The 21,099-nt window shown below is 63.0% G+C and carries 15 protein-coding genes and 1 pseudogene; 10 read left to right on the forward strand and 6 right to left on the reverse strand.

Translation table 11 applies throughout. From position 1 onward, the window contains the following. The 5 genes from prpB to prpF all read left to right on the forward strand — a co-directional run. The coding region (gene prpB, locus ACTHN9_RS26375) for a methylisocitrate lyase (RefSeq protein ID WP_440539769.1) at window positions 1–812 on the forward strand (812 nt) is incomplete at its 5' end. Window positions 813–855: 43 nt separating this feature from the next. After that, window positions 856–2,022: a bifunctional 2-methylcitrate synthase/citrate synthase gene (gene prpC, locus ACTHN9_RS26380; RefSeq protein ID WP_440539771.1), complete on the forward strand. Its 1,167-nt coding sequence runs from the start codon at window positions 856–858 to the stop codon at window positions 2,020–2,022. Between the two features lie 69 nt (window positions 2,023–2,091). Next, window positions 2,092–3,735, forward strand: coding sequence for an acyl-CoA synthetase (locus ACTHN9_RS26385; protein WP_440539772.1), 1,644 nt, complete (start codon window positions 2,092–2,094; stop codon window positions 3,733–3,735). 68 nt (window positions 3,736–3,803) lie between these two features. After that, window positions 3,804–6,395 (forward strand): Fe/S-dependent 2-methylisocitrate dehydratase AcnD, encoded by a 2,592-nt coding sequence (gene acnD / locus ACTHN9_RS26390; protein ID WP_440539804.1) that lies wholly within the window; start codon window positions 3,804–3,806, stop codon window positions 6,393–6,395. An 18-nt stretch (window positions 6,396–6,413) separates the two neighbouring features. Further along, on the forward strand, window positions 6,414–7,595 hold the full coding sequence (gene prpF / locus ACTHN9_RS26395) for a 2-methylaconitate cis-trans isomerase PrpF (protein WP_440539774.1): 1,182 nt from the start codon (window positions 6,414–6,416) through the stop codon (window positions 7,593–7,595). A gap of 78 nt (window positions 7,596–7,673) precedes the next feature. On the opposite strand, the gene ACTHN9_RS26400 is transcribed toward prpF, so the two are convergent. Further along, complete coding sequence (locus ACTHN9_RS26400) at window positions 7,674–8,234, reverse strand: hypothetical protein (RefSeq protein ID WP_440539776.1); 561 nt, start codon at window positions 8,232–8,234, stop codon at window positions 7,674–7,676. Between the two features lie 321 nt (window positions 8,235–8,555). On the opposite strand from ACTHN9_RS26400, the gene ACTHN9_RS26405 reads away from it, so the two are divergent. After that, the gene (locus ACTHN9_RS26405) at window positions 8,556–8,987 is read left to right on the forward strand and encodes a hypothetical protein (RefSeq protein WP_440539777.1); all 432 of its coding nucleotides are present in this window, start codon (window positions 8,556–8,558) and stop codon (window positions 8,985–8,987) included. An 87-nt stretch (window positions 8,988–9,074) separates the two neighbouring features. Here the strand turns inward: ACTHN9_RS26405 and ydiJ are convergent, their stop codons facing one another. Beyond that, on the reverse strand, window positions 9,075–12,206 hold the full coding sequence (gene ydiJ / locus ACTHN9_RS26410) for a D-2-hydroxyglutarate dehydrogenase YdiJ (RefSeq protein WP_440539778.1): 3,132 nt from the start codon (window positions 12,204–12,206) through the stop codon (window positions 9,075–9,077). Between the two features lie 251 nt (window positions 12,207–12,457). On the opposite strand from ydiJ, the gene ACTHN9_RS26415 reads away from it, so the two are divergent. Next, window positions 12,458–13,408 (forward strand): LysR substrate-binding domain-containing protein, encoded by a 951-nt coding sequence (locus ACTHN9_RS26415; RefSeq protein ID WP_440539779.1) that lies wholly within the window; start codon window positions 12,458–12,460, stop codon window positions 13,406–13,408. Window positions 13,409–13,444: 36 nt separating this feature from the next. After that, a pseudogene (locus tag ACTHN9_RS26420) lies at window positions 13,445–13,534 on the forward strand (nuclear transport factor 2 family protein); the annotation flags it as partial. A gap of 12 nt (window positions 13,535–13,546) precedes the next feature. Here the strand turns inward: ACTHN9_RS26420 and ACTHN9_RS26425 are convergent. The 4 genes from ACTHN9_RS26425 to betC form a co-directional block, all read right to left on the reverse strand. Next, window positions 13,547–14,506 (reverse strand): mannuronate-specific alginate lyase, encoded by a 960-nt coding sequence (locus ACTHN9_RS26425; protein ID WP_440539780.1) that lies wholly within the window; start codon window positions 14,504–14,506, stop codon window positions 13,547–13,549. Window positions 14,507–14,724: 218 nt separating this feature from the next. Next, window positions 14,725–15,867 carry a porin gene (locus tag ACTHN9_RS26430; protein ID WP_440539781.1) on the reverse strand — a complete coding sequence of 381 codons (1,143 nt, stop codon included), beginning with the start codon at window positions 15,865–15,867 and terminating at the stop codon, window positions 14,725–14,727. A gap of 54 nt (window positions 15,868–15,921) precedes the next feature. After that, complete coding sequence (choX, locus tag ACTHN9_RS26435; protein WP_440539782.1) at window positions 15,922–16,890, reverse strand: choline ABC transporter substrate-binding protein; 969 nt, start codon at window positions 16,888–16,890, stop codon at window positions 15,922–15,924. Between the two features lie 60 nt (window positions 16,891–16,950). Next, window positions 16,951–18,492, reverse strand: coding sequence for a choline-sulfatase (betC, locus tag ACTHN9_RS26440; protein ID WP_440539783.1), 1,542 nt, complete (start codon window positions 18,490–18,492; stop codon window positions 16,951–16,953). Window positions 18,493–18,649: 157 nt separating this feature from the next. Between betC and ACTHN9_RS26445 the strand changes: the two genes are divergently transcribed. Both ACTHN9_RS26445 and ACTHN9_RS26450 read left to right on the forward strand, forming a co-directional pair. Next, entirely contained in the window at window positions 18,650–19,576 is a 927-nt protein-coding gene (locus tag ACTHN9_RS26445; protein ID WP_440539784.1) for a choline sulfate utilization transcriptional regulator, read from the forward strand. A 205-nt stretch (window positions 19,577–19,781) separates the two neighbouring features. Beyond that, on the forward strand, window positions 19,782–21,047 hold the full coding sequence (locus tag ACTHN9_RS26450) for an ABC transporter substrate-binding protein (protein WP_440539785.1): 1,266 nt from the start codon (window positions 19,782–19,784) through the stop codon (window positions 21,045–21,047). Window positions 21,048–21,099: the final 52 nt, after the last annotated feature.

The following is a 21,099-nucleotide window of genomic DNA, read 5'->3' on the forward strand; positions in this document are numbered from 1 at the left end:
GAGCCATCACCGCCTACGCGGCGCGCATGGCGCAAGCCACGGGCTTTCGTGCCCTTTACCTCTCTGGAGGGGGCGTCGCCGCGAACTCTCTTGGGATCCCGGATCTGGGTATCTCGACGATGGAGGACGTCCTCATTGATATCCGTCGGATCACGGACGCCAGCGACCTTCCCCTGCTGGTCGATGCGGATACCGGTTGGGGCGGCGCCTTCAACATTGCGCGCACGATCCGCTCGTTCATCAAAGCCGGCGTAGCCGCCGTGCATCTCGAGGATCAAGTCGGACAAAAGCGCTGCGGGCATCGCCCCGGCAAGGAGTGCGTGCCGAAGGACGAAATGGTCGATCGCGTGAAGGCGGCTGTCGATGCGCGCACCGACGACTCATTCGTCATCATGGCGCGCACCGACGCAGCCGCGGCCGAAGGCATCGATGCGGCGATCGAGCGCGCGTGCGCTTATGTGGAAGCCGGCGCGGACATGATCTTCCCCGAGGCAATGCGCACGCTGGACGATTACCGCAAGTTCAAAGCCGCGGTCCGTGTTCCGATCTTGGCCAACCTGACGGAATTCGGCTCGACGCCACTTTTCACGATCGACGAACTGAAGACGGCCGACGTGGACATCGCGCTCTATTGCTGCGGCGCCTATCGTGCGATGAACGCGGCCGCGCTCAACTTCTACGAGACGCTGCGCCGCGACGGCACCCAACAGGCGGCCGTGCCGACGATGCAAACGCGCGAAGACCTGTACAAGTACCTCGGCTATCACGCCTACGAGCAAAAACTCGACGCGCTGTTCGCCGGCAATAAGTAGATAGTTAGTCATCATTCGACTCTCGAAGCTGGAGACAAACACCATGAGTGAAGCAGTGAAGGAAGCGCCGGCCGCCGGCACGTTCAAGCCGAAGAAATCGGTCGCGCTTTCGGGTGTGACGGCAGGCAACACGGCGCTGTGCACGGTCGGCCGCACGGGCAACGACCTGCACTACCGCGGCTACGACATTCTCGATGTCGCCACCACCTGCGAGTTCGAAGAAATCGCGTATCTGCTCGTGCACGAGAAGCTGCCGACCGCCGCCGAGCTGACCGCGTACAAGAAGAAGTTGAAGGCCCTGCGCGGCTTGCCCGCGAATCTAAAAGCCGCGTTGGAATGGATTCCGGCTTCCGCTCATCCGATGGACGTCATGCGCACCGGGGTATCGGTGCTCGGCACGGTGCTACCCGAGAAGGACGATCACACTATCGCCGGCGCGCGCGATATCGCCGACCGCCTCATGGCCTCGCTCGGCTCGATGCTGCTGTACTGGTACCACTACTCGCACAACGGGCGCCGCATCGAAGTGGAAACCGACGACGATTCGATCGGCGGCCACTTCCTGCATCTGCTGCACGGCAAGACGCCCTCCAAATCGTGGGTCGAAGCGATGCATACGTCGCTGATCCTGTACGCCGAGCACGAATTCAACGCATCGACGTTCACGGGCCGCGTCATCGCCGGCACGGGCTCCGATATGTATTCGGCCATCACCGGTGCGATCGGCGCGCTGCGCGGCCCGAAGCACGGCGGCGCGAACGAAGCGGCGTTCGACATTCAATCGCGCTACGGTTCGCCCGATGAAGCGGAAGCGGATATCCGCCGGCGCGTGGAAAACAAGGAAGTGGTGATCGGTTTCGGCCACCCCGTCTATACGATCTCCGATCCGCGCAACAAGGTCATCAAGGACGTCGCGCGCAAACTCTCGAAAGAAGCCGACGACATGCGCCTGTTCAGCATTGCCGAACGACTCGAATCGGTCATGTGGGACGCCAAGAAGATGTTCCCGAACCTGGACTGGTTCAGCGCCGTCTCGTACCACATGATGGGCGTGCCGACGGCGATGTTCACGCCGCTGTTCGTGATTTCCCGGACGTCGGGCTGGAGTGCGCACATCATCGAGCAGCGCATCGACAACAAGATCATCCGCCCGAGCGCCAACTACACGGGCCCGGAAGATCTGAAGTTCGTGCCGATCGGCAAGCGCTGATCGGGGAGCGGGCCCGTGCTTTGACCATGGGCCCGCGGTTGCGGTATCGCGCAGGTGGGGAGACACATCATGAGCACACACATGTACGAAACGGGCCTCGATAAAAGCGCCGCCAATTTCGCCGCGTTGACGCCCTTGTCGTTCATCGAGCGAGCGGCCACCGTTTATCCGACGCGCCTTGCCGTCGTGCACGGCGAGATTCGCCGCACCTGGCAGCAAACGTACGAGCGCACGCGCCGCCTCGCGTCGGCACTCGCTGCGCGCGGCATCGAAGCGGGCGATACCGTTGCCGCGATGCTGCCGAATACGCCGGCCATGATGGAAGCGCATTTCGGCATACCGATGATCGGGGCCGTGCTCAACACGCTCAATACGCGCCTCGATGCCGCCACGCTCGCGTTCATGCTCAATCACGGCGAAGCCAAAGCCGTGCTCGTCGATCGCGAATTCTCCGACCTCATGCGCTCCGTGCTGCCCGCGGTGGAGCGGCCGATTTTCGTCATCGACGTCGACGATGCGCTGTATACCGGCCCCGGCGAACACCTCGGTGAAATCGAATACGAGGCCTTGCTCGCGAGCGGCGATCCCGAATTCGCCTGGCAACCGCCGAGCGACGAATGGAATGCCATCAGCCTCAATTACACGTCGGGCACCACCGGCAATCCGAAGGGCGTCGTCTATCACCATCGCGGGGCCTACACGGCCGCCGTCAGCGCCATTCTCGAATGGGACATGCCCAAGCATGCCGTCTATCTCTGGACGCTGCCGATGTTTCACTGCAACGGATGGTGCTTTCCGTGGGCCATCGCTGCCCGCGCGGGCGTGAACGTCTGTCTGCGCAAGGTGGACGCGAAAGCGATTTTCGATCTCATTCGCGCCGAACAGGTGACGCATTACTGCGGCGCGCCGATCGTCCACAACCTGCTCGTCAATGCACCCGACGAGCTGAAAGCGGGGATCGCGCATCGCGTCAACGCGATGGTGGCCGGCGCCGCGCCGCCCGCCGCGCTGATCGAAAGCCTCGAGCGGCTCGGCTTCGAGTTGACGCACGTGTATGGGCTCACCGAAGTGTATGGGCCCGCCTCGGTCTGCCCTCAACAAGACGGCTGGGCCGCGCTCGATATCGGCGAGCGCGCACGCCTGAACGCACGTCAGGGCGTTCGCTATCACCTGCAGGACGGCTGCGCGGTACTCGATCCGACGACGATGGCACCCGTGCCGTCCGACGGCGAGACGATCGGCGAAATCATGTTCCGCGGCAACATCACGATGAAGGGATACCTGAAGAACCCGACGGCTACCGAAGAAGCCTTCCGCGGCGGCTGGTTCCATACGGGCGATCTCGGCGTGTGTTACCCCGACGGCTACATTCGCATTAAAGACCGTAGCAAGGACATCATCATCTCGGGCGGGGAAAACATTTCCAGCATCGAAATCGAGGACGTCCTGTACCGTCACCCCGCCGTGATGGCCGCGGCCGTGGTGGCGAAGCCCGACCCGCGCTGGGGCGAAACGCCTTGCGCATTCGTCGAACTGAAGGCAGGGGCCACGGTCACCGCCGCCGAACTGATCGCCCATTGCAAGGCGCATCTGGCCGGCTTCAAAGTGCCGCGCGCCGTTCAGTTCGTCGAACTGCCGAAAACCTCCACCGGCAAGATCCAGAAGTTCGAGCTTCGCAAGCTGGCCCAATCCGTGTCCGCGATCGATGTTTGACGCTCGTTCGCACACCTAACCATTCCGTGCCCCGGGTCCCGCCGGGGCCGACCTTCGCTCGATGCATGATGAACACTGAATACCGTAAAGCTTTGCCCGGCACCGGGCTCGACTATTTCGACGCACGCGCAGCCATCGAGGCGATCGAGAAAGGGGCCTACGACGGCCTGCCCTATACCTCGCGCGTATTCGCGGAAAACCTCGTGCGCCGATGCGAACCGTCGCTATTGACCGACGCACTCAAGCAGTTGATCGAGCGCAAACGCGATCTCGATTTCCCATGGTTCCCCGCGCGCGTTGTCTGCCACGACATCCTAGGCCAAACCGCCTTCGTCGATCTCGCCGGGCTGCGCGACGCCATCGCCGAGCGCGGCGGCGATCCGTCGCTCGTCAATCCCGTTGTGCCGACGCAGCTCGTGGTCGACCACTCGCTCGCCGTCGAATGCGGCGGCTACGACAAGGATGCTTTCGCAAAAAACCGTGCGATCGAAGATCGACGCAACGAAGACCGCTTCCATTTCATCGACTGGACGAAGAAGGCATTCAAGAACGTCGATGTCATCCCCCCCGGCAACGGCATCTTGCATCAGATCAACCTGGAACGGATGAGCCCGGTCGTGCAGGTGCAAGACGGCGTCGCCTTCCCCGATACGCTGGTCGGCACCGACTCCCACACGCCGATGGTCGATGCCCTCGGCGTCATCGCCGTGGGTGTAGGCGGGCTCGAAGCCGAGAGCGTCATGCTCGGACGCGCCTCGTGGATGCGCCTGCCCGACATCGTCGGCGTGGCGCTGACGGGCGCACGGCAACCCGGCATCACCGCCACCGACATCGTGCTGGCGCTCACCGAATTCCTGCGCAAAGAGAAAGTCGTTTCCGCCTATCTCGAGTTTTACGGGGAAGGCGCGGCTAGCCTGACCCTCGGCGATCGCGCGACGATCTCGAACATGGCACCCGAGTTCGGCGCCACGGCGGCGATGTTCGCTATCGACGAGCAGACGATCCGCTATTTGAAACTCACCGGCCGCGACGACACGCTGGTCGAGCTCGTCGAAACCTATGCGAAGGCAACGGGCCTGTGGGCCGATTCGCTCGCGCGCGCGCAATACGAGCGCGTGCTGCGCTTCGATTTGTCGAGTGTCACGCGCAACATCGCGGGCCCTTCGAATCCGCACCGCCGCGTGCCCACGAGCGAACTGGCCGCGCGTGGGATCAGCGGCAAGGTCGAGCACGAGCCCGGCAAGATGCCCGACGGCGCCGTCATCATCGCCGCCATCACGAGCTGCACGAATACGAATAACCCGCGCAACATGATCGCGGCCGGCTTGTTGGCACGAAACGCCAATCGGTTGGGGCTTGTGCGCCAGCCCTGGGTCAAGAGTTCGCTCGCCCCGGGATCGAAAGCCGTCACCCTGTACCTGGAAGCGGCGGGCCTGCTGCCCGAACTCGAGAAGCTCGGCTTCGGCGTCGTCGCGTACGCCTGCACCTCGTGCAACGGCATGTCGGGCGCGCTCGATCCGGCCATTCAAAAAGAGATCGTCGAACGCGACTTGTACGCCACCGCGGTTTTGTCCGGCAACCGCAATTTCGACGGGCGCATTCATCCGTATGCGAAGCAAGCGTTTCTGGCCTCGCCGCCGCTCGTGGTCGCCTACGCGATTGCCGGCACGATCCGCTTCGACATCGAGAAGGACGCCCTCGGCACCGATGCGAACGGCAAGCCCATCACGCTCAAAGACCTGTGGCCGTCCGACGAAGAGATCGACGCCGTCGTTCAATCGAGCGTGAAGCCCGAGCAATTCCGGCGCGTGTACGAGCCGATGTTCGCCATCGCCGCGCAGCAAACCGAACAAGGCGATCCGCTGTACGCGTGGCGCGCACAAAGCACCTACATCCGCCGCCCCCCGTACTGGGAAGGCGCGCTGGCCGGCGAACGCACGCTCAAGGGTATGCGAGCGCTGGCGGTCTTGGGCGACAACATCACGACCGATCACATCTCGCCGTCGAACGCGATCATGCGCGCGAGCGCGGCCGGCGAATACCTCGAAAAGATGGGCCTGCCCGAGGAAGACTTCAACTCGTATGCCACGCACCGCGGCGATCACCTGACGGCGCAGCGCGCGACGTTCGCCAATCCCACGCTGAAGAACGAAATGGTGCGGGAAAACGGTGAGGTCAAAACGGGCTCGCTCGCCCGCATCGAGCCCGAAGGCAAGGTCGTGCGCATGTGGGAAGCGATCGAAACGTACATGGCGCGCAAGCAGCCGCTCATCATCATTGCCGGCGCCGACTACGGCCAAGGCTCGTCGCGCGAGTGGGCGGCCAAGGGCGTGCGTCTGGCCGGCATCGAAGCGATCGTAGCCGAAGGATTCGAGCGGATTCACCGCACGAACCTCGTCGGCATGGGCGTGCTGCCGCTCGAATTCAAGCCGGGCACCAATCGCGAAACGCTCGGTATCGACGGGACCGAAACGTTCGACGTGATCGGCGAGCGCACACCGCGCGCCGACCTCACGCTCGTCATCCAACGCATGAACGGCGAACGTCTCGCCGTGCCGGTGACCTGTCGCCTCGACACGGCCGAGGAGGTTTCGATCTACGAAGCGGGCGGTGTTTTGCAGCGCTTCGCGCAAGATTTCCTGGAATCGGCGGCGGCTTAACCTAAGGACAACGAACGCATGACGCATCTTCCGCAAATCAAGGTACCGGCCGTCTATATGCGCGGCGGCACGAGCAAGGGCGTGTTTTTTCGCCTTCAGGACTTGCCCGAAGCCGCACAGGTGCCGGGCGCCGCACGCGACGCGCTGCTGCTGCGCGTGATCGGCAGTCCCGATCCGTACGGCAAACAAATCGACGGCATGGGCGGCGCCACGTCGAGCACGAGCAAGACAGTGATCATCGCGAAGAGCACGCGGCCCGATCACGACGTGGATTATCTGTTCGGGCAAGTGTCGATCGATCAACCGTTCATCGATTGGACCGGCAACTGCGGCAACCTTTCGGCGGCGGTCGGCCCGTTCGCCATCGCGAACGGACTCGTCGACGCGGCCCGCATCCCGCGCGACGGTTTCGCCACCGTGCGTATCTGGCAAGCCAACATCGGCAAGACCATCATCGCCCACGTGCCGATGACGGGCGGCGCCGTGCAGGAGACGGGCGAGTTCGAACTCGACGGCGTCACGTTTCCCGCCGCCGAAGTGGCGCTCGAATTCATGGACCCGGCAGCCGACGAAGACGGCGCAGGCGGCGCGATGTTTCCGACGGGCCGTCTCGTCGACGATCTCGACGTGCCCGGCATCGGGACGTTGAAAGCGACGATGATCAATGCAGGTATTCCAACGATCTTCGTCGATGCGGAAGCGATCGGCTACAAGGGTACGGAGCTGCAAGCCGCCATCAACGGCGATGACCAAGCGCTGACGATGTTCGAGACGATTCGCGCCTACGGTGCGCTGCGCATGGGCCTCGTCGAGCGCATCGAGGACATCGCGAAGCGGCAGCACACGCCGAAGATCGCCTTCGTCGCGAGGCCCGCCGATTACGTCGCATCGAGCGGCAAGACCGTGCGCGCGGGCGACGTCGATCTGCTCGTGCGGGCGATGTCGATGGGCAAGCTCCATCACGCGATGATGGGCACGGCGGCGGTGGCCATCGGCACGGCCGCGGCCATACCGGGCACGCTCGTCAACCTGGCCGCGGGCGGCGGCGAGCGCGAGGCCGTGCGATTCGGCCATCCGTCGGGCACGCTGCGCGTCGGCGCACAGGCCGCGCTCGTCGACGGGCAATGGGTCGTGAAGAAGGCGTTGATGAGCCGTAGCGCGCGCGTGCTGATGGAAGGCTGGGTGCGCGTGCCGGGTTGATCGCCGGCAAACGCTCAGGACATGCCGACGGACGGCATGTCCTGCGGCCACCCAATCGCCTTCGCGAATGCGCGACCGTCAATGCCCGCGAATGATGTCGGAACGCGAGGTCGTATAGACGTGCCCCGTCGAATCGAAATGCACGTTGTAGAAGGCATCGCCCGACACCCCGCCTTCCTGCCATCTCCAACTCCACACCGTCTCAGGCTTCAACCGATAGATCGCTACCTCGCCCGGCTTACCGAGCAAGTCGCGCACCGCTTCTTGCGACATGCCGATTCGCACCTTCGCGAAGTTCTCCGCCGTGAGCAACTGGGTAACGGCCATTAACTTGCCCTGCGCATCGATATCGACGCGATAGGTCGTCGTGCCTTGCGGTCCGCGCGGATAGTAGAGATGTTTGGAGCCGTCCGCAAACAGGCGCTCTGTTTCCGGCCGCCCCATTTGATCGCGGATTTGCGCTTCGGTTGTTACGCCGGGCGTCAGCCCTTTCAGTAGCAGCGCATCGGGCTTGATCGCATTGAAGAATGCCTTCAGCTTTTCCATCATCGCGGACGCGTCCTCATGGTCGTCGCACCCCACGAGCGTAAGCGATGCACCGAGGCAGGCGATAGTCAGCAGCTTGATTCCGATTTTCATTTGGCATGAACGATTCGCGACATGAAGTTGCCGATCGATGCGCAAAGCATAGCGTACCTACGGGCCGCACACGGTGACGCGGCTTCGACGCACGGCTTCCGGCGCGCGCCTGTCGAATGCGCCAGACCCGCGCGCAATACGGGCGCAATGCGGGCGCAATGCGGGCGCAACACGGGCGAAGCGCGAGGAAGTGCGTGCGGTGCGTGCGCGATTCGTCACACCGCTTACGTTTTGTCACCAGCGCAAGGTCAACTCGCGTCATCGCCGCTGCGTTAAACCGGCAGCGCTGAACTTTCTCAGCCGCCCTACAAGGAGTCACACATGAAGACGATGTTCGCTGCTCTCGCTTCCGCCCTGCTCGTTTCGACGGCCTTCGCGCAAACCGCCGCACCGGCGCCGTCTACGAACGCCACGAATGCAAACGCCGCCGCCACCACGAATGCCACGACCTCGGCTCAGCCGGGTCAGGCAGACCTGAAGGCAGGCGCCGCCGCTCAAACCGAAGGTCTGAAGGCCGATACCGCAACCGACGAAGCCGGTACGGCCAAGGAAAAAGCGACGACGAAGCATCACGCGATGAAGAAGTCGTCCCTTCACGCCAAGAAGACGCACGCGCACAAAATGAGCAAGAAGACGAGCGCCGACGAAAGCGCAGCGGCCGGCGCGGACAAAGCCCCGACCGCCGATAAGACGAGCGCTCAAACGAAGACCGATGCCGACACGAAGGCCGATACGGCAACGAAGACGCAATAAACGATCGGCCTGAGGCCGCTACCGGCCACCGGCAGACGAAGCAGTAGATGCCGTTCGAGGCGAGCCTTCGGGCTCGCCCGTTTTTTGTTAGGCGAACGCGTCGCCTATTCGTTGGCGTCGATAAACATCGAGCAACGCCTCGATCGGATGGCGCAGCCGCTGGCCTCTCAGGCGGCTCACCTGGCAGCGGCACGAATACCCCGTCGCTAGCATCTCGCCGTGTTCGCTCGACGATGAAGCTGCGCCTTCGGGCGGCAACCAAGCATCGACATGGCGTGCCCAAGACTGCTCGAAGATCGTTTTGGACGTCTCGACGTTCCGAGCTTCGTGGCCGTAGGTGCCCGACATGCCGCAGCAGCCGCTCGCCGGCATGGACAACGCCAAGCCCGCGCGTTCGAACACCTCGGGCCACAGTGCCGTGGCTGCCGGCGCGTTCGTACGCTCCGTGCAGTGCGGCAACAGGCGATAACGCGTGGGTGCGCCCGCTGTTGTTCCACGCACGTTCGACGCATCGACGCCGCACCCGATCGACGCGCCGCGCAGCGCCTCGATCAGCCACTCCTGCGGCAGCAAGACATCCGGGCAGCCCTCCGTGCCGTCCACCTTCCGATATTCTTGCCGATAGACCAGCGTCATCGCCGGATCCATGCCGACAAGCGGTACCCCGAACCGGCCGAGTGCGCTCAGGTGCGCGGCATTGCGGCGTGCGGCCCGTTCGAAAGCGTGCGAAAAGCCCTGCACGTGCAGCGGTTTTCCGTTGGGCTTATAGGGCGCGATGAACACGCGGTAACCGAGCCGCGCCGCGAGTTCGACCCATGCCGCGGCCACGCGCGTTTCGAAGAAGCGCGTGAACGCATCTTGCACGAAGACGATGCTGCGCCGACGCTCGTGCTCATCGAGCGCGCATAGCCGTTCGACCGTGGCGGGTTTCGCTCCCCATTGTCGTGTTGCCTGCTTCCACGACACATTGCTGAGCAACGGACTATCGACGAGACCGCCCACGCGCCGCATCGCCGCTTCGATGGGACGCGCGCGCATCAACGCGTTATAGAGCAGCCTTCCGCCAGGGATCGCCGCGATGTACGGCACGCTGTATTCGAGCGACCCGATCAAGTGGTCGCGCAACGGACGAACGTAGCGCGTGTGATAGTGCGCGAGGAAACGCGACCGGAACTCGGGCACGTTGACCTTGACGGGGCATTGAGCCGCGCACGACTTGCAGGCGAGGCAACCGGCCATCGCGGCATACACTTCGTGCGAAAAGTCGCGCTCGCCGCGCCGTTGGCGCCACGTGTTGACGATGCGGATCGGCAAAGCGTCCGCCTTCGGTTCGGCCATCAAGTCGGTGCCTGACTCGCCCTGCAACCGCAACCACTCGCGCATCAACGTCGCGCGGCCCTTCGGCGAATGAACGCGCTCGCGCGTTGCCTTCCACGAAGGGCACATGGCATCGTCCGGATCGAAGTTGTAGCAGGCACCGTTGCCGTTGCAATGCACGGCATCGCCGTTGCGCTGCCAGACGCGTTCGTCGATGCGACGATCCGCATCGCCGCGCGTCGGCACCGCATCGATACGCAGCAAGGCGGCACCGCTGTCCGCCGGGGTCGCGATCTTGCCGGGATTGAGTTGGCCGTGCGGGTCGAAGGCGGCCTTTAGCCGTTGCAATGCCGGGTACAGCGGACCGAAATATTCCGGCACGTATTCCGACCGAACGCCTTTGCCGTGTTCGCCCCATAGCAGCCCGCCGTACTTCAACGTCAGTGCGGCCACTGCATCGGAGATCGGTCGAATCAGCGCGGCTTGGCGCGCATCGCGCATATCCAACGCGGGCCGAACATGCAAGACGCCGGCATCGACATGGCCGAACATCCCGTATCGCAAGCCTAAGCCATCGAGCAGCGCACGGAATTCGGCAATGTAGTCGGCCAAGTGCTCGGGCGGCACGGCCGTGTCTTCGACGAAAGGCTGCGGACGGCTCGCGCCGCTGACGTTGCCGAGCAGGCCGACGGCACGCTTGCGCATCGCGTACACGCGACCGACCGCTGCCTCGCCATCCGCGATCGTCACCGCGATTCGGCGCACTGACGGGTCCATTCTCACATGCTCGACAAAGGCCGACACGCGCCCACGCACTTCGCTCGCCTCGTCGCCGCTGAATTCGACCAGATTGATGCCGCCGGCTCCCGCCTCGGCGCCCTCGACATCGGGCAAATACTCGGCAACGTTTTGCCAAACGATGTCTTGGCGGGCCAGCGCCAGCACCGTCGAATCCACGGTTTCGATCGACAACGGACGATGCGCCATCAAGGGCCGCGCGTCGCGCAGTGCGTCCATGAAGCTGGCATAGCGAATATTGACGAGCGCTGTGTGCGTGGGAATCGGCAAGACATTCAGCGTCGCTTCCACCACAAACCCGAGCGTCCCTTCCGAGCCGCACAGCACACTGTTCAGATCGAAAACACCGTTTTCGTCGCGCAAATGCGCGAGGTCGTAGCCTGTCAAGCATCGGTTCAAACGAGGAAACCGTTCTTCGATCAAATCGGCGTGGCGATCGCTAATATCGCGTGCGGTGCGATAGACACGCCCCACGGCATCGCCGCGTGCGCACAGCGCCTCCAATTCGGCCGGCCCGACGGGCGAAGTCGAAAGGCGCTCGCCCCCGATCAAGACCGTTTCGAGCGCCAGTACGTGATCGCGCGTCTTTCCATAGGTGCAACTGCCCTGCCCGCTCGCGTCGGTGTTGATCATGCCGCCGATCGTCGCGCGGTTCGACGTGGACAGTTCGGGCGCGAAGAACAAACCGTATGGTTTGAGCGCAGCATTGAGCTGGTCTTTCACGACACCGGCTTCGACGCGTACCGTCCGCGCCGCCGTATCGATCGAGACGATACGGTTCATGTGACGCGACAAATCGATCACGATCCCGTCCGTCAACGATTGCCCGTTCGTGCCGGTCCCACCCCCGCGCGGCGCAACCGTCACTTCGCGGAACGGCGGCCGGCCCAAGATATGGGCAATGCGCTCGACGTCCCGGGCGTGGCGCGGGAACAGCGCGGCCTTGGGATAACGCTGGTAGATCGAGTTATCCGTGGCCAGCACCGTGCGCAACGCGTGGCTGAGATCGATCTCGCCTTCGAAACCGCAAGCGCGCAGCTCGGCGAAAAAATTCGTGTGGAGGCGATCGGTCGTATCGTCGACGGGAAGTCGGGAGAGGGTCATCGGTGCGCGATCGGGGTTGATGCAAGGTCCATTTTCCGTTGCTGCTTCGCTCTGCACAAACGGATATTCCTTGGGGTATGCATGACTTTTATGAATGAATCCGACCACTGTCGATGCCGCCCGACGCCGCATGTAAAATCTGCATGATTCTTAGGTGTGCACAATCACATGGACCTCGAATTCGACGGATGCCGCAGCCGCTTTCGCCGATCTTAGGTTAGAGCACCGCCGGTCAACCATGAAAACGACGAATGAACTATCGCAAGCTCACGCCGTCGATGTCGCTGCTACTGGCCTTCGAGGCCTCCGCTCGTCATTGCAGTTTCACTCGGGCCGCCGAAGAATTGGCGTTGACACAAAGCGCCGTCAGCCGCCAGGTGCAGACGCTCGAAACCATGCTCGGCGTCGCGCTGTTCATCCGCGAAGGTAAGCGCATCGCGCCGACCGATGCGGGGTTGGCTTATATGGCCGAGGTCGGCGCGGCGTTGACGCAGATCCGCAACGCCACCTTGCAGGCGCTGTCGGCGCAAGCGTTCGCGATGCGTCTACGCGTGGCGACGCTGCCCACCTTCGGTGCCAAATGGCTCCTTCCGCGGCTGCACCGGCTGTATCGCGCGCATCCCGACTTGCAGATCGATCTGCATTCGCGGATCGAAGAGATCGATTTTTCGTCGCAATCGCTCGATGCAGCCATTGCGGTCGGCGACGGGCGCTGGCCCAACGTGGTCGCGCACCGGCTGTATGCCGAGGAGTTGGTGTTGGTCGGCAGCCCCGCCGTGTTCGCACCGAAGGGCAAACGTCGCGGCGTCGCCCGGCGTGCGCCACGCAAGGCCGACGGCCCGGTAGATCCGACGGTGGCGATGCTCGAAGGACTGACGCTGCTGCGCGTGAGCAGCTTCCCCGCGGCATGGCGAGAATGGTGCGCCCATTTTGGGCTGCCGCACGACGCACTGCGCCTCGGCCCGAGTTTCGAACTCACTTCGCATTTGATTCAAGCCGTCATCGCCGGAATCGGGGTAGGACTCGTCCCGCGAATGCTGGTCGAGGACGAATTGGGCGATGGGCGCTTATGCAGCCCCTTCGCGCCGGTACCGAGTTCGCGGTCGTACTATTTCACCTATCCCGAGCGCGTCAGGCATCATCCCGCGCTCGTGGCGTTTCGGGAGTGGTTGTTGCGGGAGCTAAGCGCATCTGGGAAGTAAGCATCGGGGCTGTGGGCCGAGTTCGGGGCGACGCCTTTCGACGGGACGTTTGCCTACACGCGGTTGTGGCGCCGGTTCGGTGCGCAATGGCGGATCTCGGCCGGGCACGCGTCCCAAATCGGGTAATGCGCCGTCCCACTAGTTCAGCAGGGACGCCCCCCAGGCTTCCGTAACATTCCCGCCGAGCCGCCATTCGCTGAAGGGGCGGCGAGCGGCGATGAGCACCTTCAGCCGGCGGTCCTTAAACCGCGCGTAATACGGCTCCATCCAGCACAACTCGTCCTGGAAGGTCCATGGAAAGAGATCCTGTTTAATCGGCGTGATTTTCGCGAAGCTTGCGGGATCTTGAACCGCCTCGATCACGAGGTTCGCCAAACGCCCGATCGCACCGCCATTTTCGGCGTAAAGATCGATATGGCGCCGCTGCACCAGCTCTGCGGCGAACACGAGCGGGATCAGCGCGAACGTATGGTAGTGCAGCGCCCGGTTGCCGCGTTTAACCTCGCGCGCGAGTGCGCCGTCCGGGCCGATGTCGCGAATGCCTTCGCGAACGCGCAATAGCCCCGAATCGATCAGGCTCGCATTGCTCGTCACTGTACCGATCGCGATCAGATTCAGCCCAGCCCAGTAGACCAAATTGTTGTGCAAATGGTTGATCGCTTCGGCATCGCGTGTGGCGATGGCAATCCGCTCTAGCCACGGATCGATCGCGTCGAATCGGGCGCGATTGTCGTCGCGAAATGCGCGAGGCATGCGTAGGATCACCATCGCGAAGTCCGTCCCGGCCCACGAACGCTCGTAGTAGCCTTGATAACCGGAAATGTGCCCCATTAGGGCGTCGGCCTGAGCCCAGCTTTCCAATAAGTCGAGCGCGCATGACCAATCGCCGTTGTCCGCGGCCGTGTTCAGCCGCGCGATAAAGTCGCGCATGGGCTTGACCGCCCGCGCGTAGCCCGCCGCATCGTCGTAGAAGCCCGGCGGATCGATGGTGCGCACGGCGGCCGGAATGACGCACGCACCGGCCGAACGCGCGATACCGAAAAGCGCGGCGGCGGCAAAGACGATGGCAAATAACGTTCGAACGGATACACGGCGCATAGGGGCCTCGGCAATGACTGCGTGGCGGTAACGGAACGAAAGAGGTGAAACGCTAGAACAACGTTGCGAGCGCAACATTGTACGGTGCGATCCGGTTTGGTATTCGCGAAATGCGCAGCCGATGAAGGAGGTTCTCGCACCCGCGAGTGGGGCGCCGGCCTAAAAAAACGGCGGGCCGCGTCGAGAACGCGCCCGCCCAAGTACGACGAGGAGTCGAATTAAAACGAATGGCGCATGCCCAAGCGGATGTCGGCCTGCGACGATGAAGTCGACGGCGCGAAGCTATATCCGATCACCGGATCGACACCGCTCGATGCTTTCAGATAATCCCCGGAGACATAAACGTCCGTGCGCTTCGACAACAAGTAATGCAAACCGGCGGACACTTGATTCCAATGGTGTCCTTCGAAGTGCGTGTATTGATACCCGCCGTCGAACGCGAGCGCGGGCGTCAACTGCCACGACGCACCGGCCTCCCCTACCTGCATGTGCGAAGATTGCCCGAAGCCCTTGATCGTCGTGTACGAGTAGTTGCCTCTGAGCGTCACCTTGCCGAGCGCGTAGCTCGCTCCAATCCCGAACGTTCCCTGCTTGTCGACCGGAAACGACGTACTCGAGTAGAGGTCGGTGATCGCACCCGTCGCCGGATCGACGCTCACAGTCGGTTTGCCGAGAAACGTGTGCGTGCCGATCATCGCGTACGGATCGAACGCGTAAATGCCATACGGGTTGTTCAACTGCGTATAGGCCGCGCCGATCGTAAAAGGTCCGTGAGCGTAATGGGCGCCAACGCTATAGGCGCTGTTTTGATGAAAACTTCCCGCTACGTTGCCGAACGACCACATGCCTCCGAACTTGAACCCGTCGATATCGTTCGACATGAATTTCACCGAGTTCGGTAGCCGATCCCCATTGAACCGATCGAAATCCCCCTGGTGAATCGCGTATCCGCTCGCCCAGGCCGAGATGTTGTACAGAAATACCATCTCTTCCGTCATGTCGAGCTGATTGCCGAACGACACGGTGCCCCACGGGCTAGCCAACCCGACGTAAGCCTGGCGCCCGAATTCCGAGCCGCCGAACGCGAGCCGTCCGGTCCCGAGCTTGAAGCCGCTTTCGAGCGCGAAGACGGCCGACAATCCGTTACCTAGATCCTCCTTTCCTTGGATGCCCCAACGGTTTCCGTATGAGATACCGTCGTCGAATTTCACCACATGTGAACCGCCTGTATTACTGACATACGTCACGCCGGCGTCGAGGATGCCGTATAGCGTGACACTGCTTTGAGCATGGGCGAGAGCGGGCAAACTGGCGAGCGCCAGCGCCACGCCCGAGCGGATCGGAGCGCGTAATGCATTCATGTCGAAGGTCTCGTTGTGTTTTGTCGTAAAACTCAGTGGGCGCTCAGTGGGCACTCAGTGGGCGGAAAGCGCGTGATTGACCGCCTGCAATCCGTTCCCTCCGCTCGCGGTCGTCACGCCGGCAAGCCAGGGTGCGACCCATTGCGGATGCGCTTTGAGCGCATCGCGCGCGGCGGTATTGACGTTCGTCTTATTCTGCAAGACGTTCGCGATGATTTGGTTTTCGAGGTCGACATTGAACGTCATCTGTTTGAACAGCCGCCCCAGATTCGTGCATTCGTTCGCGAATCCCGCCCGGGTGACCGTATTCACCGTCGCACCGCCGTAATTCGGGCCGAAATACGCGTCGCCGCCCGAGAGATACGTCAAATGAAACTCCGTGTTCATGAGATGCGGCTCCCACGCGAGAAACACGATCCAGCGCTTCTCGCGCACCGCACGCGCAACCTGCGTCAACATCCCCGTTTCGCTCGACGCGACGAGTTTCCAATCGCCGAGGCCGAATGCCTTGTCGCCGATCATCTTCGAAATATTCTGGTTCGCCGGCGCGCCCGGTTCGATCCCATAGATCTTGTCGTCGAACTTGTCGGCGTGCTTGGCCAAGTCCGCGAACGTGTGCACGCCCGCCGCGGCCACGTAGTCGGGCACCGCCAACGTGAACTTGGCGTTCGTCAGATTGGCATGCAGCACGTCGATCGCATGGCTATCGACGAACGGTTTGACGAGCGGGCCCTGCGCCGGCATCCAATTGCCGAGGAAGACGTCGACCTGCGACTTCTTCAGACCTTCGTACGTGATCGGTACCGAGAGATTCGCGACGTTCTGCCGGTAGCCGAGCGCACCGAGCACGAAGCCGGCGATCGCGTTCGTCGCATCGATGTCGGTCCACCCGGGATCGGCCATGCGCACTTGCGTGCAGCTGCTCGGCTCTTGCGCGTACGTCGCGGTCCAAGGTACAAGGATGGCCGCCGATAAGATCGCCGCCATCAAGCGCCTGGACTTGGGGTGCTTGCTCCGCTTCATTGCCCACTCCTGTGTGGTTGATTCGCCTGTCGTTGGACTGCGTCGCATACACTCGCCCGATTATTCATGAGTCGCACGAGGGAACCGGGCCATCGCCTCGAGCGTGTCCAGTTCGATGTGGTTGCGCATATACCGTTGGCTCGCATCGCTGAACGGCTGCCAATCCCACGCGCGAATCCGCCCTTGCGTGGACGCGGCATAGTGGAAGCGCCGGCGGCATTGGCTCGCCAGCACGTCCTCGTGCAACGCGGCGAGATTCCACCGCTGCCGTATCTCTGCGCGAAATGCCTCGACGGTCTCGGCATGCGCCGGATCGCTCGCGAGGTTCGTCAACTCCTGCGGATCGGCTTCGAGATCGAAGAGTTGATCTGGATCGGCGCTTGTATGAATGAACTTGTATGCGCCGCGGCGAATCATGACGATCGGCGCGATCGCACCTTCGGCCAAATATTCGCCGAACGTCTCGTCGTGTCCGCCATCGCCGCGCAGATGCGGGACCAGGGTGCGCCCGTCGATCGGATCGGGCCAAGCCGTCTCGCGCTTGCCTGTCGCCAGTTCGAGCAGCGTGGGCAGCAGATCGACGGTCGAAACGGACGATTTCACGCGGTGCGGCGAGAACGCCTTCGGCGCGTGGACGATCAGCGGCACGCGCGCGGCGTTTTCGAAGAACGTCATCTTGTACCAGAGCCCACGCTCGCCCAGCATATCGCCGTGATCGGATGTGACGATGACGATGGTGTCGTCGGCCAGCCCCGTCGCATCGAGCGCGTCGAGGATCGCGCCGAATTGCGCATCGACGTACGACAACGCGCCATAGTAGGCATGACGCGCGTTGCGCACCTGCTGCTCGGTCGGGGGCGTGCGGTCGTTCTCGCAAACATGCCGCAATCGCTTGGAATGGGGATCGCTCTCGGCGAGCGTCAATGTGATGCGCGGCAGATCGATGTCTTCGTCGCGATACAGATCCCAATACGCCGCGGGAATCGCATACGGGTCGTGCGGGTGTGTGAGCGACGCGACCAGGCAAAATGGGCGCGTATCGCTGCCCGCCGCGCGTTCGCGCACAATGTCGTATAGCTTTTGTCGGACGGTAAAGGTCACTTCGTCGTCGAAGTCGAGCTGATTGGTGCGCACGCACGGGCCGGCCTCGAGCACCGAACTCATGTTGTGGTACCAGCTTGGCCGTGCTTCGGGGTGTGCCCAATCGGGCACCCAGCCGAAATCGGCGGGGTAAATATCCGTCGTCAGGCGCTCCTCGAACCCATGCAGCTGATCGGGACCGCAAAAGTGCATCTTGCCCGATAGCACCGTCCGGTATCCCGCCGCGCGCAAGTAGTGCGCGAACGTCAGCGTTTGCGCCGGTAATTCCGCGGCGTTATCGTACGCACCGATCTTCGAAGGGAGTTTGCCGGCCATCAGCGCAAAGCGCGACGGCGCGCACAGCGGGCTCGCGCAATAGGCCGAGTCGAACACCACGCCTTGGGCCGCCAGCGCGTCGATGCGCGGCGTCTTCGATACCCGATTGCCGTACACGCGCAGCGATGAAGGCGTCATCTGGTCCGCCATCAAGACGAGGATATTTTTTCCGGTATTGGGCTTCATGAAGTCGATGGTTACAATGCGTTGGAATCGTCGGTGCGGTGCCGGCTAGCCTGGGCACTCGCTTCGTATGCGGCAACCCGGGCGCGCGACACCAATATGTCCACCCACAATTGCCGTGTGAAGACGGCCGCCATTTATGGCCCTATAAGGCACGCTTATGTCTGAGCAAGACCGTTTGCCGCCGCTGCAAATGCTGTCGGTGTTCGAATCCGCGGCTCGGTTGGCGAGTTTCACGGCGGCCGCGCGCGAACTCGGTTCGACGCAGCCGGCCGTGAGCCAGCGTATCGTGCAATTGGAGGCCGAACTCGGTGCGCCGCTCTTCGAGCGCGGCCACCGCGGCGTGACGCTCACGGCAGAAGGGCAAAGGCTATACGAGGCGGTGCGTCAAAGCATGGCCACGATCCGCGATGCCGTTGCCGACATCCGCGCCACGCGCGCCAAAGGCGCATTGACGATCGTGACCGATGCGGGTTTCGCGACCTATTGGCTGGTACCGCGCTTGATGGATTTGCGGCGGCTGCTGCCCGATATCAACGTGAAGGTGGTGACCTCTCAGCTCGCGTTCGATCCGCGCCGCGATCATGCCGATGTCGCCATTGCATTCGGCGATGGCGATTGGTCGCCCTGCACGGCAACACGGTTGTTTCCCGAGGAAGTCGTGCCGGTCTGCTCGCCCCGGTTTCGCGACCTGCACCCGCCCATCGCCGAGCCGGCCGATCTCTATGCGGCGCCGTTGCTGCACGTGCAGCCCACCGATCCCGAACGCTGGCTCGGTTGGAATGGCTGGTTCGCGGCGCATGGCCTCAGCGCCCCGCCCGATCGTCATGGATCGACGTTCAACAGTTATGCGCTCGTCATGAATGCCGCATTGACCCACCAAGGGGTCGCATTGGGTTGGCTCCCGCTCGTCGACGAACTCATTGCGAGCGGCCAACTGGTCGCCCTATTCGATCGGCCGGTCACGACCGCGCGCGGCTACTTCCTGGTTTGTCCGCCCGCGCGGCCGGAGACGCCCGCCGCACCGGCTTTCAGGCGGTGGCTATTCGCGGCGTGCGCCGCACCGGTCGCCGGCATCGTGGGGTGAAAGGAGCCAAGTCTTCGACAATGACCGACGCCTGCGTGCCGGGCGCGCGTCCTCACGCCTTGTGCATCGAAAGCCGCAGCTCGTCTGCGCCGGATGGCTCGGCAGCCGCGCGGCGGCGAATGCGTGGGTAGGTGTCCTCGGCAACATACCGCGTCCGCTATTTGACTCATAAGTCATCTATTAGACAGCGGATAAGGAGACGGCCATGCCTAACGTCCAGCGCACGGTCGACGCCAAGCGTCGCAAAATTTTAAAAGCCGCGGCGGCGGCGACCACGTTGCAACTGGCCTCTCCGTTCATCATCAAGGCACGCGGCGAATCGCCCCTGCGGATCGGCATGGTGGATCCGCTGACCGGGGTCTATGCTGCGGTGGCACAAAACGAAGTGACCGGTGCGAAGCTGGCCGTCGAACAAGTCAACGCACAGGGCGGCATCCTGGGCCGGCCCGTCGAATTGCTCGTGGAAGACTCTGCAAACGACGTCGGCACAGGTGTGCAAAAGGCGCGCAAACTCATCGACCGCGATCAGGTCACATTCCTTATCGGCGATGTCAATTCGGCGATCGCCCAAGCGCTCGCACAAGTCAGCAACGAAAAGAAGGTGCTGCACATCGTCTCGGGAGGCCATACCGATACAATCACCGGCACGGATTGCAAGTGGAACGTCTACCGCGTTTGCAACACCACGAGCATGGAAGCCAACGCGGTCGCCAACCTGCTGTTCTCCAAGTACGGTAAGCGCTGGCACTTCATCACCCCGGATTACGCGTTCGGCCACACCCTGCAAAAAGCCGCGGCGGCCGATCTGCAAAAGCTCGGCGGCACAATGACCGGCAACGAACTGACCCCGCTGGGCACCACCGATTTCTCGGCCTACTTGATCAAGGCGCGCGCCGCTAAACCCGACGTGCTGCTCGTCCTCCCGCAAGGCTCGGATATGGTCAACTGCCTGAAGCAAATCGCACAGTTCGGCCTCGGCAAAGACATGCATATCGCGGGCTTGCAACAGGAACTCGAATCGCTCGAGGCGATGCCGCCCGAAGCGCGCGTCGGCGTCTGGATGTTCGAATGGTATTGGAAGCAGCCGGGCGTGCCCGGCGTCGAGAAATTCGTGGCCGACATCCGTAAGATGAACGCGGGCAAAGTGCCGACGGCCCGCCATTGGTTCGGCTACACCTCGGTGCGCACGCTCGCCGGCATCGCGAACCAAGCGCGCACGCTCGATGCAAGGAAGCTGGCCGAGGCGCTCGGCGGCTTCGCGCTGCCGGACGACGTCAAGCTGCAACCGAACAAGTGCTATTACCGCAAGGGCGATCATCAACTGATGACCTCGGCGTTCGTCGGTCAAGCGCTCTCGACACCAGCACCCGACGACCCCGAAGACCTGTTCCGCGTCGAATACGTCGTGCCGGGCGACAAAACCGCGCCGCCCGAAAGCGAGACGGGTTGCAAAGTGCAGTGGCCCGCGTAGCCCGGATGGATCGCCCGCGTTCACGAATGCGGACCGCATGCGATCTCGAGGA

This window comes from Trinickia sp. (genome assembly GCF_051953405.1).
GTDB lineage: Bacteria > Pseudomonadota > Gammaproteobacteria > Burkholderiales > Burkholderiaceae > Trinickia.

Coding starts and splice junctions, on each gene's coding strand:
- prpC (WP_440539771.1), top strand. CDS start 856: ATGAGTGAAGCAGTGAAGGAAGCGCCGGCCGCCGGCACGTTCAAGCCG.
- ACTHN9_RS26385 (WP_440539772.1), top strand. CDS start 2,092: ATGAGCACACACATGTACGAAACGGGCCTCGATAAAAGCGCCGCCAAT.
- acnD (WP_440539804.1), top strand. CDS start 3,804: ATGAACACTGAATACCGTAAAGCTTTGCCCGGCACCGGGCTCGACTAT.
- prpF (WP_440539774.1), top strand. CDS start 6,414: ATGACGCATCTTCCGCAAATCAAGGTACCGGCCGTCTATATGCGCGGC.
- ACTHN9_RS26400 (WP_440539776.1), bottom strand. CDS start 8,234: ATGAAAATCGGAATCAAGCTGCTGACTATCGCCTGCCTCGGTGCATCG.
- ACTHN9_RS26405 (WP_440539777.1), top strand. CDS start 8,556: ATGAAGACGATGTTCGCTGCTCTCGCTTCCGCCCTGCTCGTTTCGACG.
- ydiJ (WP_440539778.1), bottom strand. CDS start 12,206: ATGACCCTCTCCCGACTTCCCGTCGACGATACGACCGATCGCCTCCAC.
- ACTHN9_RS26415 (WP_440539779.1), top strand. CDS start 12,458: ATGAACTATCGCAAGCTCACGCCGTCGATGTCGCTGCTACTGGCCTTC.
- ACTHN9_RS26425 (WP_440539780.1), bottom strand. CDS start 14,506: ATGCGCCGTGTATCCGTTCGAACGTTATTTGCCATCGTCTTTGCCGCC.
- ACTHN9_RS26430 (WP_440539781.1), bottom strand. CDS start 15,867: ATGAATGCATTACGCGCTCCGATCCGCTCGGGCGTGGCGCTGGCGCTC.
- choX (WP_440539782.1), bottom strand. CDS start 16,890: ATGAAGCGGAGCAAGCACCCCAAGTCCAGGCGCTTGATGGCGGCGATC.
- betC (WP_440539783.1), bottom strand. CDS start 18,492: ATGAAGCCCAATACCGGAAAAAATATCCTCGTCTTGATGGCGGACCAG.
- ACTHN9_RS26445 (WP_440539784.1), top strand. CDS start 18,650: ATGTCTGAGCAAGACCGTTTGCCGCCGCTGCAAATGCTGTCGGTGTTC.
- ACTHN9_RS26450 (WP_440539785.1), top strand. CDS start 19,782: ATGCCTAACGTCCAGCGCACGGTCGACGCCAAGCGTCGCAAAATTTTA.